General features: G+C 37.0%; 16 protein-coding genes. 10 read left to right on the top strand and 6 right to left on the bottom strand.

Annotated elements, in window-relative coordinates; all coding sequences use genetic code 11:
* Positions 1–3: 3 nt before the first annotated feature.
* Positions 4–975, bottom strand: coding sequence for a hypothetical protein (locus tag O4O04_RS15545; RefSeq protein ID WP_272532703.1), 972 nt, complete (start codon positions 973–975; stop codon positions 4–6).
* A 115-nt stretch (positions 976–1,090) separates the two neighbouring features.
* On the opposite strand from O4O04_RS15545, the gene O4O04_RS15540 reads away from it, so the two are divergent.
* From O4O04_RS15540 to mtaB, 7 genes are all read left to right on the top strand, one after another.
* The gene (locus O4O04_RS15540; protein WP_272532702.1) at positions 1,091–2,443 is read left to right on the top strand and encodes an ABC transporter permease; all 1,353 of its coding nucleotides are present in this window, start codon (positions 1,091–1,093) and stop codon (positions 2,441–2,443) included.
* Positions 2,436–3,143: an ABC transporter ATP-binding protein gene (locus O4O04_RS15535; RefSeq protein WP_272532701.1), complete on the top strand. Its 708-nt coding sequence runs from the start codon at positions 2,436–2,438 to the stop codon at positions 3,141–3,143. Before O4O04_RS15540 ends, O4O04_RS15535 begins: the two co-directional genes overlap by 8 nt.
* Positions 3,121–4,050 carry an ATP--guanido phosphotransferase gene (locus O4O04_RS15530; RefSeq protein ID WP_272532700.1) on the top strand — a complete coding sequence of 310 codons (930 nt, stop codon included), beginning with the start codon at positions 3,121–3,123 and terminating at the stop codon, positions 4,048–4,050. The genes O4O04_RS15535 and O4O04_RS15530 overlap by 23 nt, the downstream gene beginning before the upstream one ends.
* Before the next feature lie 66 nt (positions 4,051–4,116).
* Positions 4,117–6,666, top strand: coding sequence for an ATP-dependent Clp protease ATP-binding subunit (locus O4O04_RS15525; protein WP_272532699.1), 2,550 nt, complete (start codon positions 4,117–4,119; stop codon positions 6,664–6,666).
* Between the two features lies 1 nt (position 6,667).
* On the top strand, positions 6,668–7,096 hold the full coding sequence (locus O4O04_RS15520) for a hypothetical protein (protein WP_272532698.1): 429 nt from the start codon (positions 6,668–6,670) through the stop codon (positions 7,094–7,096).
* 28 nt (positions 7,097–7,124) lie between these two features.
* Positions 7,125–7,892, top strand: coding sequence for a tetratricopeptide repeat protein (locus O4O04_RS15515; protein WP_272532697.1), 768 nt, complete (start codon positions 7,125–7,127; stop codon positions 7,890–7,892).
* Positions 7,834–9,312 (top strand): tRNA (N(6)-L-threonylcarbamoyladenosine(37)-C(2))-methylthiotransferase MtaB, encoded by a 1,479-nt coding sequence (gene mtaB / locus O4O04_RS15510; RefSeq protein WP_272532696.1) that lies wholly within the window; start codon positions 7,834–7,836, stop codon positions 9,310–9,312. The genes O4O04_RS15515 and mtaB overlap by 59 nt, the downstream gene beginning before the upstream one ends.
* A 145-nt stretch (positions 9,313–9,457) precedes the next feature.
* Here mtaB and O4O04_RS15505 read toward each other — a convergent pair whose 3' ends face one another.
* From O4O04_RS15505 to murA, 3 genes are all read right to left on the bottom strand, one after another.
* Positions 9,458–9,781, bottom strand: coding sequence for an LIC10235 family protein (locus tag O4O04_RS15505; RefSeq protein ID WP_272532695.1), 324 nt, complete (start codon positions 9,779–9,781; stop codon positions 9,458–9,460).
* 92 nt (positions 9,782–9,873) lie between these two features.
* Positions 9,874–10,572 (bottom strand): 4Fe-4S dicluster domain-containing protein, encoded by a 699-nt coding sequence (locus O4O04_RS15500; RefSeq protein ID WP_272532694.1) that lies wholly within the window; start codon positions 10,570–10,572, stop codon positions 9,874–9,876.
* Positions 10,569–11,873: a UDP-N-acetylglucosamine 1-carboxyvinyltransferase gene (gene murA / locus O4O04_RS15495; RefSeq protein ID WP_272532693.1), complete on the bottom strand. Its 1,305-nt coding sequence runs from the start codon at positions 11,871–11,873 to the stop codon at positions 10,569–10,571. Before murA ends, O4O04_RS15500 begins: the two co-directional genes overlap by 4 nt.
* 74 nt (positions 11,874–11,947) lie before the next feature.
* Here murA and O4O04_RS15490 point away from each other — a divergent pair, with 74 nt between their 5' ends.
* Both O4O04_RS15490 and O4O04_RS15485 read left to right on the top strand, forming a co-directional pair.
* Entirely contained in the window at positions 11,948–13,135 is a 1,188-nt protein-coding gene (locus tag O4O04_RS15490) for a hypothetical protein (protein ID WP_272532692.1), read from the top strand.
* Between the two features lie 60 nt (positions 13,136–13,195).
* Entirely contained in the window at positions 13,196–14,329 is a 1,134-nt protein-coding gene (locus O4O04_RS15485) for an adenylate/guanylate cyclase domain-containing protein (RefSeq protein ID WP_272532691.1), read from the top strand.
* Between the two features lie 12 nt (positions 14,330–14,341).
* Here O4O04_RS15485 and O4O04_RS15480 read toward each other — a convergent pair whose 3' ends face one another.
* A complete protein-coding gene (locus O4O04_RS15480; protein WP_272532690.1) occupies positions 14,342–14,878 on the bottom strand; it encodes an SET domain-containing protein in 537 nt (178 codons plus the stop codon).
* Between the two features lie 150 nt (positions 14,879–15,028).
* Here O4O04_RS15480 and O4O04_RS15475 point away from each other — a divergent pair, with 150 nt between their 5' ends.
* On the top strand, positions 15,029–16,624 hold the full coding sequence (locus tag O4O04_RS15475; RefSeq protein WP_272532689.1) for a sodium:solute symporter family protein: 1,596 nt from the start codon (positions 15,029–15,031) through the stop codon (positions 16,622–16,624).
* Here the strand turns inward: O4O04_RS15475 and creD are convergent.
* The gene (gene creD, locus O4O04_RS15470; RefSeq protein WP_272532688.1) at positions 16,605–17,993 is read right to left on the bottom strand and encodes a cell envelope integrity protein CreD; all 1,389 of its coding nucleotides are present in this window, start codon (positions 17,991–17,993) and stop codon (positions 16,605–16,607) included. The two genes, O4O04_RS15475 and creD, sit on opposite strands and share 20 nt — an antisense overlap.
* Positions 17,994–18,015 lie beyond the last annotated feature (22 nt).

Below are 18,015 nucleotides of genomic sequence, written 5' to 3'. Positions count from 1 at the left end.
CCTTTAAGCAAAAACTGCGATGATCACGACTGCAAGAGCAATCAATCCCGCAATTCCTAGAATGTACATAAATAAGCTACTGTCATTCTTTAAGGCTTCTATGTTTTTTTCAACACTTACATTCGATTTAGTTTTGCGATTTTCGGTTATGCTTGTACGGACACGAACGGTATTGACTTCTTCAGTAATTTTGCCATAGAGTTTATCATTGATTTTTACTACTATATCCGATTCGGTTCCGCGATGACTGATTTTTTGCAATGTGGAAAGAAGTGGTTTGAGCGTTCCATCTTCTTGTTTCAAATTCAAACTCGTAATCGCATCATTGGTTATTGGATCACCAGAAATTAATTTTACAACAACGGGTGAACCTGGGCTGAGATCGACAACTGGTGTTCCTGAGACCGGAGACAACATCAATTTCAATCTTACAACCCGAGCATTGGGAGGAATATCAGAAGTAATATTGGCACCAAGATCTGGCGAACTTACATCTGACGAGTCACTGGAGGAAGAATCATCTCCGGATTCGGAGAGAGTCGTTACATCAATATCCTTCCTGCTAATCGGATCAACTGCGACCGTTATGCGATGGCTGCCAACTCCTGCTGATTTAGTGATGATTTGCTCAAGTAGATAAGTTACTTTTGCCATATCCTGATTTTCGATATAATGCAAAATTTCTTCTAAAAATCCTTCATTTGCTAAAGATGATTTAAAATTATCCTGTAGATCTTTTGTGACATTTTTTATCTGCTGCCCTTTATAAATGATCTGTTGGATTTTGTTTGCAAAGTCTTTATAGGTAGCTTTTGTATTGATAGAAACAGCGCTTGGGTTAGCACTTGATACGGACTCGAGTCCTTCGGATCTGCCTGAGCCAACATCAAATAATATAGTAGCTAATATGTAGACCTTGGTGCTCTCATCAGCGGATGTCATTTTTAAACTGTAGATCTGGTCTTCTTGACCCATTGTTGTATCCTTTGCCTATTATCGGTTCTATTGAACCTTATATTTACTTACTTACTATCATAAATAATCTTGTCAAAAAGGATAAGATTTCTATCTTAGAGACAAACTATTTATAATGAATCTAATCTTACTGATCACATCTCGTTACATTCGCGGATCCCGCGTTGTTGGACTTTTATCCATGAAATCAAGGTTGTCATTCACGGTGATGGCCGTTGGTGTATCCCTTCTAATCGTCGTCCTCTCCATTTTCAATGGATTCCAGAAGCAGGTCAAGGAATCTTTATGGCAAGGTGGTCCTCATATCACAATTGAGAATTCTTATGATACGGGAGCAATATTTCGTTTTCAAGAAATCATAAAGCGTTTAAAAGAAGATCCAACTCTAAAAGATAAGATTGTTTCGATCGAAGGAAACATAACGAGTCACGGATTATTGCAAAATAGCAATAATTTTATTCCAATTATGATCCGTGCAGTTCCTATTCCATCCGAAGAAGACCTTATCGATAATAAATTGCCTAATTTTCCAAGACTCACGCATTATAATCGGGACTATATCACGCAGATTAATTCTGCAAGGCATGTTGTGATCGGCAAAGAGATGGCAGCGTTGTATCATTTTAACTTGGGGCGAAAAATTACTTTAGCAGTTCCAGGTGGAAGATTTTCTGTCGGGCGTGGAGTCGAAGTAAATGTTAAAGACTTTCAAGTAGTTGGCTACTTTAAGACTGGATATTATAATTACGATTCCAGATTTATATTCATGTCCCTTCCGCTTGCACAAGAATTTTTTCGTTTGAATGGAGCCGTCAATCAAATCGCGATCAAAGTGAACGCTTTGGATGATCTCAAAGAAGTAAAAGTTCTGATCTTAAATTCTTTGAACGATGCGTCTTTTGATGAGAAAATTCGCGAGGCCAATTCTTTTTCCGTTCGAACGATTGCAGAAGAGCAAGAGAATTTTCTTGCAGCATTAAAACTTGAGAAAACAATTATTTCTATTATTGTATTTTTATTTATCGTACTTGCAGCATTGGGAATGGTTGCGACTGTCTATTCTCTGGTTCGTGCCAAAAGAAAATCGATTGGAACTCTAAAAGCATTGGGTCTTCCGTCTCGTGATATACTTTTGATTTTTACTTTGAATGCAATGATCGTCGGAATTTTGGCTTCCATTGCTGGTGGAGTCATGGGAATCTTTTTTGCTTCAAACCTTGAAGTTATCGTTGCGGGCTTGGGTGAGGCAATCAATCTAATTGGTTCTGCAATTTATCGAGGGGATTGGAGGAATGTTGAACTTGTTCCAAAAGACATTTACTACTTCGATCATATACCGGTAGATATTGATATCTCTTTTATCTTTATGGTAACAACAGCGGCGACCATTTTGTCCGGTATCGCCGGATATTTTCCAGCCAGATGGGCAGCCTTACTCAATCCAGTGGATACTATAAGAAATGACTGAATCAATTAACAATACAAATATGAAAAATATCGTAAACGTAAGAAACCTTGTAAAAACATATCAGGTGGTTGATAAGAATTTTGAAATCTTACAAGGTTTAAATCTTACAGTTGGACCAAAAGAAATTGTATCGGTCGAAGGTGCTAGTGGTGTAGGTAAATCTACTCTATTGAATATCTTGGGTGCTATGGATGGATTCGACTCTGGCTTAGTTGAGGTTTGCGGAATTGACTTAGGTAAACTAACAGAGCGTCAGAAAGAAATGTATCGTGGCGAGAAAATTTCTATCATTTTCCAGCAGCATATGCTGCTTCCGGATTTTACAGCCATAGAAAATGTTATGATCCCTCTTATGATTTCGGGTGTAAGCAAAATGCAATCTCGCGAAAAGGCAAAATCTATCCTTGATCGAGTAGGTCTGGGTGAACGATTGGATAGTTTTCCCTCACAACTATCAGGTGGTGAGAGCGCAAGAACTGGAGTTGCTCGTGCCCTTGTCGCTGGTAAAGAACTGGTTCTCGCGGATGAGCCAACTGGAAATTTGGATAGAGAAAATTCAAGAATGCTAATGGATTTGATTCGAGAATTGCAAGAGGAATTATCTTTTTCTCTCATCCTTGTAACTCACGATATGGAACTTGCATCGATGGCGCATAAGAGAAATAAAATTCTATCTGGTGTCCTCCAACCTTTTGAATGATTCTTGCCTTTACTGCGGAACCAATATAAATCATTTTCTTTCTACCGGTAAATTTGGTTGTGCAAACTGTTATGTAGTTTTCTGGAATCATCCATTGGCTACAAAAGATCTTGAGTCGAAAAAGAATTGGTGCTTATCGCAAGAAGCAATCCAGAGCTTCGACCTGCATAATCCTTTTCGCTCAACAATCCATGCATTGGATAAAGAACTATTTAGTAATATTAGAGGCGAGGGTTTGCATTTCTCGGCACGCTACAGAGTTGCACGGAATCTAGAAAAAAGTTTTTTCCTACCAAATCGAAGTTTTATTGATCATGCAAGAAACCTTTTATTGTCCAATTTTCCCAATCTAAAGCATATTGAAACGAATGAAGGATCGGGAGACAATACAGAAATATGGTCATTATCCGAACATTTTGTCCAAATTGATCCCAATATTATAAATTTAGAAAATACAAAAATATTAATCAAATACCAATTTCGCCTAGGAGACGAGGATCAGATTCGTTTCGAATTGATCCTTTCTGGTGAAATTCGCAAAAATGAAGTTGCAATAAAATTTTTGCAATCGCTAGAAAAAACAATCGAGAATGACCAAATTTATAAGGAAATTATGGCTTTTATGCAGAAAAGAAGCATATTCATTTTTCGCAAAAATTGGGGATTTCTTACTTCTTGTCCGACAAATGTAGGAAGGGGCGATCGATTTTCTCTGATTTTTTCTCGGGAAAAAGTAGCTTTATCGGAGCCTGGACAGCTAAGAGACTGGATAAAACGGGGTTTTGGAATAGAAATTGCATCTTATTCAAGCGGATTGGGCGGAAAGTTTTACTATTTTTCGATAAAAAATTTCAATCGAAGAAGAAAATATTATTTCCTTCATTCAATCGTTTCTTTAGTTTTCTAAGTAAGGAAACATTCCTGTTTTAAATGTCATCCTTCGTCTAATAAATGTACAAAGGGAAGGGGTTATATGCTAGAGTTTACAAAAAGAGCTAAAAGAGTCATCAACGAGATCGCCCAAGATGAAGCAAAGAGGCTTGGTAGCGACTTTATTGGCCCAGAACATATCCTCTTAGGTCTTCTCAAGGAAGAAGACTCAGTTGCGATAAAAATACTTACTAATCTAAACATCAATCTCAGTGAACTTCGTCGTGAAGTTGAGAAACGGACAAGAGAAAATTCTGGTGCGCTACTTATGGATGTCTCTCAAGGACAAGATAAATATCAGAAAATGATAGATATTTCCAAGGAAGAAGCCAAAAGACTCAAACACAATTATGTTGGAACAGAACATATTTTGCTCGCTCTGTTAAGAGATAATAATAATATCGCTGGCGGTTCTCTATCGTCTTTTAGCGTTAATTATAATGTTATAAAATCAGAAATATTGCGATTGTTAGGTGCACCACCTGCGTCAACTGCTGGGGTTACTGGTTCTGCGAGTCCATCTCCAGCAAACAATCCTCCAAGAACGGAGAAATCTAAGACTCCCATATTGGATGAATTTGCTCGTGATCTAACACAACTTGCTAAAGAAAAGAAACTCGATCCAGTCATTGGAAGATCCAAAGAAATTGAAAGAGTTATCCAGATTCTATCCAGAAAGACCAAGAACAATCCTGTATTGATTGGCGAGTCTGGTGTAGGAAAAACAGCAATCGTTGAAGGTCTTGCTTCGGCTATCATTGATAAATTGGTTCCTGATTTGCTATTTGATAAGAGAGTTCTATCTCTGGATCTTGCAAGTCTCATCGCTGGAACAAAATATCGTGGTGAATTTGAAGAAAGACTCAAGAAAATCATGAAAGAGATTGTCAGTTCTTCGAATATCATTATATTCATAGATGAGTTGCATACTCTAATTGGGGCAGGAGCTGCGGAGGGTGCAGTTGATGCTGCAAATATTCTTAAGCCTGCACTTGCTCGTGGTGAGTTGCAGTGTATCGGAGCTACAACAATTACGGAATACCGCAAGTACATAGAAAAAGACTCAGCTTTAGAAAGAAGATTCCAAACTGTAAAAGTGGAAGAGCCTTCTGTAGATGATGCGATTTTGATACTAGATGGTCTTAAGAAAGCGTACGAAGTGCATCATAAAGTTAAATACTCTCCTAAGGCATTGGAGCAAGCGGTGAGAATGTCTAGTCGTTATATCAATGACAGATACCTCCCAGATAAAGCGATTGATATCATTGATGAAGCAGGCGCTAAAGCAAGACTTGCGAATTGCCAGAGACCAGTCGAGATCAAAGAGATTGAAGAAGAAATCAAGAATCTCTCCGTCAAGAAAGAGGATTTAGTTCGTGCTCAAGAGTATGAAAAAGCTGCTGCAATTCGTGATGAAGTCAACCGCAAGAAACAAGAACTTGAAGATAAGACAAAGCAATGGCAAGAAAGAATGGAAGGCTACGCAGTCAATATCGAAGAAGAGGATATACTTTCCATAGTTTCTTCATGGACTGGCATTCCACTCAATCGTATGGAAGAGACTGAGAACCAGAAATTACTTCATATTGAAAATTCACTCAGAGAACGAGTTGTTGGCCAAGATGATGCTATCGAAAAAATCGCAAGAGCAGTAAGACGTTCGCGAACAGGTCTTAAAAGTGAGAAACGTCCGACAGGATCTTTTATCTTTCTTGGACCAACGGGTGTGGGCAAAACAGAACTTGCCAAGGCATTGACAGAACAACTATTCGGAACCGATGACAAAATGTTGCGAGTGGATATGTCAGAATATATGGAACCGCATTCTGTAAGTCGCTTGATTGGAGCGCCTCCTGGTTATGTTGGATATGATGATGGTGGCCAGCTAACGGAGTTTGTGCGAAGAAGACCTTATTCTGTAATTCTTCTGGATGAGATTGAAAAAGCTCACCATGACATCTTCAATATTCTTTTGCAGATTATGGAAGAGGGCAATCTGACAGATTCAAAAGGAAGAAAGGTTAATTTTCGAGATACGATCATTATTTTGACTTCGAATATTGCTGCAAAAGAAATCACCAAAGGCGGACGCTTGGGGTTTGAAGATTTTGCACATGAGAATGAAAAATACAAAACGGATCAGGCTCGTGATGAATTGAAAAAACATTTCTCACCAGAATTCTTAAACCGTGTGGACGAAATCGTATATTTCCAACCATTGCAAAAAGAGAATATTGTAAGAATTGTGGATATCATGTTGGTTGATTTCAACAAGAGATTGTTCGAAAAGAAAATCAAAGTGGAACTCACTGAATCTGCAAAAGAACATTTTGCAACTATTGGTTACGATCAAGTTTATGGAGCAAGACCTCTTAGAAGAGTTTTCCAAAGAGAATTAGAAGATTATATGGCAACTGAAACTCTCAAAGGAACATACGAGAAACCATCCATTATTCATATGGATTATGTGGAAGGCAAATTTGAGTATAAGAATGGGGATTGGGTTGATTATCAAGAAAAATCTAGACCTAGCTCCGTTAACAATGAAGAGGAAAATGGAAGAGAACCTGAGAAGGAGATAGCTCTGGTCTAAGATGACAGTAATTCTTCCTCTATTGTTCCTACTTAGCTATTTCTTTATTAGAAAAGTATGGTTTCAATTGAGGAAGATTCGAACACTTGCATCCATTGAGAAGATTGACCTTGGCGTAATTGAACCAGATTTAATCCTACCTGAGGTCAAGATCTATTATAAATACTACTTTCAGGGTGGTGTGTATTTTGGTCATGGCTACTTGCTCTTAGCGGAATTTCTTGATGATGATGATTACCTAGCGCATATGAATCTCGACAGAATGCTTGTCTTGGAAGTGGATTCTGAGAAAATCATCTCTTCTGAACATATTGAAACCTATCTTCTAAATCAATACTCTTCAGTTTTTGTATACATTGATCCAATTGAACCATATAGATCAAGATTAGATGGATTGAATAAAACGACCAATATTGGCGTGCCTCATTAAATTAATATTAGGAAATGTGAAATAGCGAATGTTAAATAAAAAAAATATATTAAATTTTGGAATATTATTTATAATATTATCCTTCAGTCTAAGTGCAGAATCAGATTATGCTTCTGCCAAAAGTAAATATCAAGAAAAGAATTGGAAAGCTACTATTGAAGAAATAGCCAAAATCCATGATGCCGGAGGGAATAGTTATGAAACCCATGTCCTCTGTGCATTTGCTTACAATAATTTAAATGATTTTACTTCATCTTCAGCTCATTTTTTTCAAGCAATGAAATTCAAACCAAATGAACCTAGAATGAGAGCGGATCATATACGTTTATTTCTAAATCATGACAAGACGAAAGGAGCATTGGAGTTAGCAACGGAGGCAATTGAAAGATTTAGTGAAGATCCAGAAATACAATTTTTGTATGCATATACATTATTTCGTCGTGGCAAACCAAAGACAGCCCTCAATCGTGTGGAAAAATTGAAATCTATTTCACAAAACGATGCGGAATTATTGAATCTCGAAGGTAAAATTTACTATTCACTTGGTAATTATGATAAAGCAGACGTTAGTTTAAAATGGGCATCAGCAATCAATTCTGATTCTGCAGCAATTTGGAACAATCTCGCTTTAGTCCAAGAAAAGTTGTTTCTTGCAAGTCGTAAATCAGGTAAGAAAAAAGAAGCGAGCCAATATCTTACCGAAGCAAAAGACAGCATTCAAAAAGCAATTTCTCTCAATGCAAAAGAAGTCCCAATCTCCAAAAATGCAGAAAGAATTCTCTCCTATTCCATCTAGATTGGCTGATATACAACAAAATCCGAATATTGGAATTCTCGTTGATTCAAATATTTCTGATTCAGTTGATCCGGGTTCCTTAACAAAAATTGGTTTTGAAGAACCTAAAGGTTTAACTGAAAATAAAAAGGTCGCAGTACATACATTAGGCTGTAGGTTGAATTTTTTTGAAACAGATGGAATTCTCTCTGTTCTGAAAGAGAATGGGTATGCTATGGCGGACGTAGGTGAGCATCCGTCTGATATTATTATCAATACCTGCACTGTTACCAATCGAGCCGATGTCAAAAATAGAAACATCATTCGCTCAGCTATCAAGAAATTTCCTGGAGCAAATGTATGGGTTACAGGTTGTTATGCCCAGACAGATCGAGAAGTGTTGGAATCAATTCCTGGTGTCGCTGGAGTTTTTGGAAATACAGAGAAGTCAGCATTAGCATACAAAATTCTGGGTCACTCGAATCCTGTAAATCTGGATCGATTTTCATATTCAGATGTTTTGCCCGAGGGCCACACTAGAGCCTATTTAAAAGTCCAAGATGGTTGCAATCGAGTCTGTTCCTATTGTAAGATTCCCCAAGCACGTGGTGCTGGTGTGAGCCGTGGACTGACGGATATTTTGGATCAAGTAAAATATATTCAAGATCACGGCGTCGGCGAAATCATTTTAACAGGTGTGAATTTAGGTTGGTATCGTGACGCGAATGGACAGAAATCCTTTATACCTCTATTGGAATCAATCTTAAAGATTTTGGATTATTCCAGGCTTCGATTGTCATCGTTAGAGCCTCCAGACTTGGGACATGATCTTGTAGATTTGATTTCCCATCCGCGTTTTTGCAAATTCTTGCATATTCCAATTCAGTCTGGTTCAAGGAAAATTCTGAAATCTATGCGAAGGACTTACAATCCGGATTCATTTAGAAAGAGAATTGAACTTGCTAAATCCAAATTCCCGAATATTTTTCTGGGCACAGATGTGATTACCGGTTTTCCGGGAGAGTCCGATTTCGAATTCAATGAGACTGTAGACCTTTTACGAGAGCTAGAATTCACTAAGATTCATGCATTTCCATACAGTGTTCGAAAGAATACAGAAGCAGAAAGGCTTGGTGATAGTGTACCGCACGAAATCAAAAAGCAAAGAGTTCTCGAATTGATGCATCTATCTCGGGAATGGACAAAAGATTATATCTTAAAAAGAGTATCTTCTCTGGAAGAAGCAATCTTAGAAAAAGATGGAACTTTAGTCACAGACAGCTATATCAAAGGAAGGTTGGCGGATCAAGAACTCAAGGATAAGCTCTTGGCGGGTCAATTTCTGGATGTTGAGATTGTAGGAATTCTTGATCAATCAAATGCTAACTCCAAATCTTCAGGTAAAGAAGTATTAGCAGAATTGCGAATAAGGACTAAGTAGATTGTAATAATCTAAAATTTGAAGATACTGCTTTAGGCTATGAAAATAAAAATGCCAATCCGTTCTATTCATTCATGATGTATATACTTGGATTGGCCTCGTGCTAGTATGTGATGGCAATAAATTGCCAATCTAATAATTTATTCTATGCTTTCTTAGCTTTTTTAGCCTTAGCACTTTTTTCTTTGTTCTTTTGGTCGATCAAAGATCTGTGATAATCACAAAGTCTGTATAATTTGCCAGTAGCTGGGTTCTTTCTTGAAACTTTTGTTCCACAAACGATACACATACCGTTTTCTCTTCTTCTTTTATAGAGTTGTTGAACTCTCTCAGCACCAGATGCTTTGTATTTGCTTATTTGAATTCTAAATCCTTTGTAAAGGTAGTTTCCTATCGCTGTTTCAGGATCTTTTTTTAGATCAGAAGCTATTTTATCTAGTGATGCTGGATTGACTTTAATTGGTTCCATTTTGCTTTCCCTGTATATTTTTCTCTATCCTAACAGATGGTAGCGATTTGTCAATTTATTTTCAGAAAAAAAATCAATAACGAAAAAAACTGTTAGTTTATCTGAATAGCTTTAGGATATGTTGGGCAAGATTGAACACATATTCCACAACCTACGCAGGATTTTGCGAACGTGGGCTTTTCATTTTTGAATTTTACAACATTATCAATAGGACAAGACTCTTCGCAGGCATTACAAGTCTTCTCGCCTGTCTTCTGATTGATGCAAAATTCAAACTTCCCTTTAGCTTGGCCAAATTTGGGTTTTTCATTGTTTTTAAAGGGTTTTAATGCATCAAAGTTGCATGCATTGATGCAAGGCCAATCTTTGCACATCAAACAAGCGTTCGAATTTACATCCATATACGGTATATTTTTATTCAGTGAATTGTTATACAGTGGGAATAAAACTGTGTATGGACAATTGAAGATACAATCTGAACAACCTGTACAGTTTTTCAGAAATTTGCTCTCTGGTTGAATGGAACCAGGAGGAAATTTTAGTCCGTTTGGTTGGAAATAAATTTCCTGATCCTTATTATTTTTTAATTTTTTCGACTTTCGTTTAGGTGGGTTGAAAATTTCTTGACTAAAATCTTTTATTTGGAGCTCAAGGTTGCTCTCAGAGTTGGAATTATGGGATTTTTGCTGTTTTTCTGCAGGTTTGAAGGCATCTGAGAGCTCTTCACCTGCTTCGATTGTTAGATCAATTGCTTTCGTGAATAGTGTGCGAAAGAGATCTTTTCTTTTCATTCTTCGATTCTTTGGATGTCTGCTCCTAATCCTTGCAATCTTTCATCAATTCGCTCAAAACCGCGATCAATTTGTATAATATTGTGAATTTCGCTTACACCCTCAGCACATAATGCAGCAAGTATCATCGCCATTCCTGCACGAATATCTGGGCTTGCAACACGTTGACCGTACAATTTGTTCGGTCCAATTACGATAGCTCGATGTGGATCGCAGAGAATGATCTGAGCACCCATCGCAATAATATTATCAACGAAAAATAGTCGAGATTCAAAAAGTTTCTCATGAATCATCACAGTTCCTTTGCATTGCGTAGCAGTAACCAATGCGACGGATGTCATATCTGCTGGAAAACCAGGCCAAGGTGCATCGTCGATCTTGGGAGTTACTCCATGATAATCAGGATGTATTTCCATTTTCTGTCCAGATGGCACTATAATTCCATCTTCATGCGGTCTGATTTCAATTCCGAGTCTTGAATATACGATTCGCATCATGCGAATATCTGAAAGGTTTACATCTTTGATAAACAACTCACCTCGAGTCAATGCCGCAAGTGAGATAAAGGATCCAATTTCCAAATAGTCACTTCCAATTCTATGGACAATTGGTTCGCCATTATTGGATTCAAGAGTAGATATGCTATCTATGATCAAAACGTTGGATCCGATGCCAGAGATTTTTGCGCCGCTTGAATTAAGAAATCGGCAAAGTCCTTGCACATGTGGTTCAGACGCTGCATTTCGAATTATCGTTCTACCTTCAGCAAAACAAGCAGCCATCACTGCATTTTCGGTTGCTGTGACGGACGTTTCGTCCAAAAGAATGTCTTTGCCGATCAATTTGTCCGTTTTTATTTCATAGCCATCAGGAAACACTTCGATATGAGCACCAAGTGCTTCGAGCGCAAGAAGATGAGTATCAATTCTTCTCCGACCAATTTTGTCTCCCCCAGGTCTTGGCAAAAATACTCTTCCAGTCATAGCAAGAATAGGGCCCGCTAAGGTGACAGCTCCACGAAGCTTGCTGCAAAGTTCGGGTGGCAAATCAGAATTCAGATTATTGCCTGGTCGAAATGAAAAACGACCTGGTTCCAATTTTTTCACTTCTACACCTAAATGACTAATCACTTCGATTAAGTTCAAAACGTCCGCAATCATTGGAACATTTTCTAAAATCACTTCTGATTTGATCATGCAAACAGCACCCAATAGAGGGAGTGCTTCGTTCTTATTGCCTTGCGGTGTAATTGTACCCGAAATCGGGTTCTTGCCTTTGATACGGAAAAATGACTCTGCCACAAAACTAGGTTATAACAAAGACTTGCAATGACAAGCATTTCTATATATACTTAAAGAATCAGGGGATAAGAAGAATGGTATATATAGCTGATATTATGGTGTGGCCGACAGTTGGTGTAGATTCTTTTGTATGGTTATTTGTTTTTATAATCATGATGCTCTCAGTGTTCGCTGTTATGAATTATTTCTTCAAAAAGCAGAGAACAAAAATTGATGCTCACGGAATTCTCAGAGCTTCAATCATTGGAAGAAGTTTTTCCAAAATTGAAAGCCATTATCTAGGTAAATTTTTAGATACTTTAGAAGATTCTGAAAAAGAAAGATTGGTTCAAGATCAGGATTGGAAATTTGTTCGACGCAGATTATTTGATTTTCTTATGGAATTTGATGGGATCAAGCCTGATGTTGCTGTAAGAATTTATGATCGTCTTTATCGTGATGCGTCAACGAATCAAGAATTTCATATAGATAATTTGGATGCGGGAGAAGTTTGTGCTTTAATCACTGAGGCAGGTGAAGAGCTCACTCGCGTTATGAAATCAACATCAGAGAATGTTCTTTTATCTTCTCCAAAAACAAAATTGCCAACAGGTAAAATTGAAATACCAGCGAAGTTATATGTTTTCCGAATCAAAGAAGGTGGTTATTACATTCCAGGTCTATTAGTTGGTAACCTCAATCAAGCAATTATATTTCAAGTTACAGGCCGGCCTGAATCGGCGGGTCATGCACATTTAATGCTTGATCAAAAGTTCCAAATTGAAATTTCTAACTGGCCACAACTCAAAGAGTCTGGTGATTTAGAGAAAGAAATTATTGATAATATTATAAAAAATCAAGACTTGGATATTCAAGAAGAACTATTTTCTTTAGAAGCAGAGATTCGCAAAAGGTTTGAGGTAAAGCCAAAGCGGAAAGATCCGCAGACTCATGTTACGAATAAAGATACAAACAAGCAAGATGAGAACCTTGTTTCAAAGAATACAAAGTTTTTTACAATTGCGGACAAACTGTCTGATCGTGGACTTACTTTTGAAATTTCTGAAAACATAGATTCCGATTTCTGGAAAATATCAGAATTATGGGAAGTTGAGTGGCATATGGCAACTGGGAGATTGATTAAAACTAGGGGAAAAATATTTCCATTGCCACAGGTTAAACGTCGCTACTTGCTGAAATTTGTTGATATGGATGAATCTGATCGGCTCTCACTGTATGAAGACATAAAAAGTCTCGGTGGTAAGAGAGAGTCTCTGAATTAGTAAATTTTTTTTAAAAAATAGATTGATTCGAAATACAATGACAGTTTTCTTAAATGAACGATGTCCTCATTGAAAATATTAGATTGGCGAAAAGAATCCAATTTGTTGGATTTCAAAGATTTTTTGGAGAAGCTCCATTTTGCACCTGGAGAAGTTATCATCAGGGAAGGTGAGATTGGTGACAGCTATTTCATGCTTGATTCAGGTACAGTTCATGTTTGGAAGAATGTCGACGGTAATGAAGATCTCGATTTCGGAATTTTAAATCCTGGGGAATCTTTCGGAGAGATGGCACTCATTGACAATGAGCCAAGAGCTGCTACCATCAAAGCAGAAACCGAAGCTGTCCTCTATAAAATGACACGCCATAATTTTAAATCAATCCTTGAGCACAGTCCGCATGTTGCAGAATTTATTTTGAGATTGATGAATCAAAGATTTCGCGAAGCGGAAGTGCGAACAGTAAAAGTCCTAAGAAAAAAGAACTTGGAATTAGCGAGAGCCAATCAAGAGCTCGAAGAAAAAGTCAATAATCGCACGAAAGAGTTGGAAGAAACCATCAAGGTCAATGAGAAGTTATTGAGCTCTGTTCTCCCTCCTTATGCAGTTAAGAAATTATTGCAGAGTCAAAAGGAAATGGTTCTGGATACTTATGATCGCGCTGGAGTTTTATTTACTGATATTGTTGGATTTACCGAATTGTCGCAGATGATTACACCTGAGAAATTGATTGATGTTCTTAATCATATTTTCTCAATTTTTGATGTAATTACGACAACTTACTCTCTTGAGAAGATTAAAACAATTGGCGACGCATATATGTTAGTCGGTGGTCTTCCTGGTTGTGGTGACAATTTTGAAGAAGATATGGCTAATTTTGCAATAGATGCGATTGATACAATTCATAGTATGGAATTCGACGTTCCTAAGAAATTGGATGTAAGAGTTGGTTTCCATTTTGGTCGGGCGATCGCGGGCGTAATCGGAATTGATAAATATGCTTATGATATCTGGGGAGACACAGTAAACATTGCCAGTCGAATGGAATCTCATGGTGCGCCAGGACAGATCCACGTTTCTCAAGACGTTTATGAAAAGTTAAAAGATAAATTTACTTTTGAATCGAGAGGAACTATTCCCGTAAAAGGTAAGGGTGATATGAACACTTACTTTCTTACGGGAAGAATTGAATAATCGACTTAGTTCTTACGCAGAAATCTTAGTCGTATTTATAATCTTTTCGATTTCTGGATGCATAAACTTTGGAAAATTAAAACCCAATTCAGAAACTAAATTTCTCCAGTCGTCTTTTGTAATTCTCCCTCTGCAATTATGGGATCCACATCTGCAGATAAAGTTCTGATCAACATTTACAATAAAATTACCGTAATCTATGTTCAGTTCTTCACCAGCCTTGATATGACGTTTGGCTATGATATTGTCATTTGTATCATACATCATATTCGGATCACAAGAATGGTTCATAAAATTGGAATGGTTTCTCGCATTTTCATGTTCAAGAGTTCCAATTATCTTATCAAATTCTATATCGTATCCGTATTTTAGGAAATGATCTCGATCTTCTGGAGGTAGAGCTTCTAATTCTTCTAAACTCAAGGTTACCCAACCGAATTTCTCATCTTCAATCCATTCGTCGTAGCTGAACAAGAGAGTCTGGGCAGGAATATCTACAGCCGCATACAAACCAAAATCACCGTGCGAATTCAAACGCTTATCAATCATGGGAATAACTCATACAATGTATTTCCCTGTTATTCCCTCTATTCCTGGGACCAGTAGATTGATTTATACTCAGAGGAAATATCTTTTAAAAATCAAGTGAAAAATAAAATTTTCTTGCAGCATTCCTTAAAAAAAATAAATCTTTTCCCCATGTCTCTTGGTAAACTAAATTGGATCGATTACTCAATACTCTGCCTCTTCATCGGCTACATGGTTCTGGTTGGTTTTCTTTTAAAAAAGAAAATGAAAGGATCTGGAGACTTTCTCTTAGCAGGTCGCAAAATTCCAGGTTGGGTAACGGGAATCGCATTTATATCCGCCAACATTTCTGCTCTTGAACTGATTGGAATGAGCGCAAGTGGTGCTGAATATGGATTTCTTACTTTCCATTTTTATTACTTAGGTGCGATTCCGGGAATGATTTTTCTCGGAATTTTTATGATGCCATTTTATTATTCAACTAAAATACGAAGTGTACCTGAATACTTAAAATACCGCTTCGATAACAAAGCTCATCTATTCAATAGTTTAACAACGCTTTTAGGGATGGCTCTTGGATCAGGTATTTATCTTTATTCTATGTCATTGATTTTTGAAGTTATGCTTGGTTGGGATCAATTGTTCTCAATATTTTTTACAGCAATTATAGTTCTAATCTATACTTTTTATGGCGGCTTAATTTCGAGCATATATACAGAAGTATTGCAATTTTTCTTAACTATCCTTGGTTTGTTTCCATTATTGTATCTTGGACTTATGAATACTGGTGGTTGGGAAGGCCTTATGGCAAAAGTTCCTGAATCTCACAAGCATATGTGGATTGGACTTCCTGGTGGAGAGAATGCTCTCGGTTGGGATGTTGTGTCTGTTGTCTTTGGACTCGGATTCGTTCTATCTTTTTCTTATTGGACTTGTGGCTTTACAGAAGTTCAACGCGCTATGGCTGCTAAAGACTATCACGCGGCAAGAATGACGCCGTTGATCGGAGCTATGTTCAAAATATTGCTTCCATTCCTTACAATCATTCCAGGACTAATTGCATTGGCTGAACATTCTGATATTATGGGCAAAGAATACAATAAAGCCTTGTTGATCATGATTCGCGAATTCTATCCGAACGGAATGCTGGGTTTAGGAATTACAGCTCTTGTTGCAGCCTTCATGGCAGGGATGTCTAGTTCTATAACGGCTTTAAATACAATTTTTACTTATGATATTTATCAAACTTATATTCGCCCTGGTAGAGATGACAACGAATACCTTAAAGTTGGCAAAATATGTACAGCAGCAAGCGTCACCTTAGCTGTTGCTGGATCTTTTATCGCTATGCGATTTGATAATGTCGCCAATTATATTCAATTGCTTTTTTCATTTTTTAACGCACCATTGATTGGGATTTTTCTTCTAGGAATGTTTTGGAAAAGAGCTTCGACAATCTCTGGATTCTATGGATTGTTATTGGGAACTTCGGCGGGTCTAGGACACTATTTATTAGTTGAATCGAATATACTTTATTACAAAACAGAGATGGTCTCTAATTTCTATGGAGCGATATATTCAGGATTCACATGTATAATTGTTATTTTTTTGGTGAGCTTGGTATCAGCACCCAAACCAATAATTGAGTTAGAAGGTTTATTGTATTCAACTCGCGATAAATCTCTTCCATTCTGGGACAAGAAATTATTGATTTGGGGCTCGGTTCTAATTGTACTTTTGGTTCTTTTTAATCTTTGGTTGGCATAGGACTATTGTACCAGTTCATTTTCCTTGTAACGTGCATTACTATTCCAAGCAAAGCAAAAAGACAGATAGACCCAATGATCAATGCATAGTCTTCTGCACTCAGAATAACAAATAGAAAACTATAAAGAAGAAGGAAAAATCCAGTCGTATAGAAACCCCTCACTCGACTTTTTAGAATATTTCCAGCATAATATCCAATTAATATAGCCACTGATATACTTGCGATCCAGTAAGCCATTGCAAATCCTAAATGCTCTGATAGTGCTAAATTTAAGATATAAAAAATAATTTTTGCAGCACCAATCAAGAGATATTGAATTGGATGCAATTGCAATTTTGTTAATATTTCAATTAGGAAAAAAATTGTAAAACTCATCAATAGAATGAGAATCGCATACTTTAATGAACGATCCACAAACTGATAGTGATCACTAGGTATTATCAAGTTCACTCCAAATGAAGATTCATTCATTTCTTGCTCATTGAAACCTGCGCGGGAATCAATTTTCTGTCCATAGTTCCGGCTTAGAAATGATGTCTCCCATGTTGCATTGAATCCTTTATCATTAACTACTCTGTCAGTCGGTAGAATCGCACCAATGAAAGAAGGATCTGCCCAAGTTGAATCCATTGACAATTTACTGGATTTACCTACAGGAACCACTCGAAAAATAGATGATCCTTTTAGATGGAAATCCATTTCAAATGACAAATTCCCTTTTGATAAAAAATTCGTGTAACCTGACAATCTATTCTTCGTAATTCCATCATCAGAATTGTTTGTTTTTGTTGTTAATTTAGCATGGATACCTTTGTTCAATATCTCAGAATCTGTTCCTGGTGAAAAATTTAATTTATGATTGTTGCATTGAATGATCAATTCAGAGGTGATTCCTTTTGGATCGTCCATGCCAAGTATGATTTTAGCTGAATCCCAATGAATGACGTTTGCATCGGTTGGAAAATCTTTCTCTGATATTGGCTTAAATTTTCCATTTAAGGATATTAGATTATTATAAAGCATAATTTTGTATATACCTCTGTTTCTTATAATAGGATTTAATTTGGATGTAACATTTAGTTCTTCTGGCAAGAAAAGCATCTCGTAATTTCTAGTCTCCCATTCGAATTTTTTCATCTCGGAATCTAGATATTTTCGAGTCGTGATCGAATACGGAATAGCAATAATTGGGCCTCTAATTGTCTGGTTACCACCCCATTTACTACTGACTTCCTCAATTGCAGAATAAAAAGTATTCATCCTTTCATCTACTAAGGAATTAACAAAACTAAGCGGAATTAAAAATCCTAACAATAGAACTCCTAAAACTACTATGCGAAAACCATTTGAATTTCTAAATTTTTCCATAAAATTCTCCTCTTTATAGATA

The sequence above is a fragment of the Leptospira sp. GIMC2001 genome (genome assembly GCF_028462125.1).
Taxonomy (GTDB): domain Bacteria; phylum Spirochaetota; class Leptospiria; order Leptospirales; family Leptospiraceae.
Note: the sequence above shows the minus strand (reverse complement) of the source record. Positions and strands in the feature narration are given on the sequence as shown.

Bases quoted from the DNA above. Each gene is read 5' to 3' on its own strand.
- O4O04_RS15545 (WP_272532703.1), bottom strand. From the start codon at position 975: ATGGGTCAAGAAGACCAGATCTACAGTTTAAAAATGACATCCGCTGAT.
- O4O04_RS15540 (WP_272532702.1), top strand. From the start codon at position 1,091: ATGAATCTAATCTTACTGATCACATCTCGTTACATTCGCGGATCCCGC.
- O4O04_RS15535 (WP_272532701.1), top strand. From the start codon at position 2,436: ATGACTGAATCAATTAACAATACAAATATGAAAAATATCGTAAACGTA.
- O4O04_RS15525 (WP_272532699.1), top strand. From the start codon at position 4,117: ATGCTAGAGTTTACAAAAAGAGCTAAAAGAGTCATCAACGAGATCGCC.
- O4O04_RS15520 (WP_272532698.1), top strand. From the start codon at position 6,668: ATGACAGTAATTCTTCCTCTATTGTTCCTACTTAGCTATTTCTTTATT.
- O4O04_RS15515 (WP_272532697.1), top strand. From the start codon at position 7,125: ATGTTAAATAAAAAAAATATATTAAATTTTGGAATATTATTTATAATA.
- mtaB (WP_272532696.1), top strand. From the start codon at position 7,834: ATGCAAAAGAAGTCCCAATCTCCAAAAATGCAGAAAGAATTCTCTCCT.
- O4O04_RS15505 (WP_272532695.1), bottom strand. From the start codon at position 9,781: ATGGAACCAATTAAAGTCAATCCAGCATCACTAGATAAAATAGCTTCT.
- O4O04_RS15500 (WP_272532694.1), bottom strand. From the start codon at position 10,572: ATGAAAAGAAAAGATCTCTTTCGCACACTATTCACGAAAGCAATTGAT.
- O4O04_RS15490 (WP_272532692.1), top strand. From the start codon at position 11,948: ATGGTATATATAGCTGATATTATGGTGTGGCCGACAGTTGGTGTAGAT.
- O4O04_RS15485 (WP_272532691.1), top strand. From the start codon at position 13,196: ATGTCCTCATTGAAAATATTAGATTGGCGAAAAGAATCCAATTTGTTG.
- O4O04_RS15480 (WP_272532690.1), bottom strand. From the start codon at position 14,878: ATGATTGATAAGCGTTTGAATTCGCACGGTGATTTTGGTTTGTATGCG.
- O4O04_RS15475 (WP_272532689.1), top strand. From the start codon at position 15,029: ATGTCTCTTGGTAAACTAAATTGGATCGATTACTCAATACTCTGCCTC.
- creD (WP_272532688.1), bottom strand. From the start codon at position 17,993: ATGGAAAAATTTAGAAATTCAAATGGTTTTCGCATAGTAGTTTTAGGA.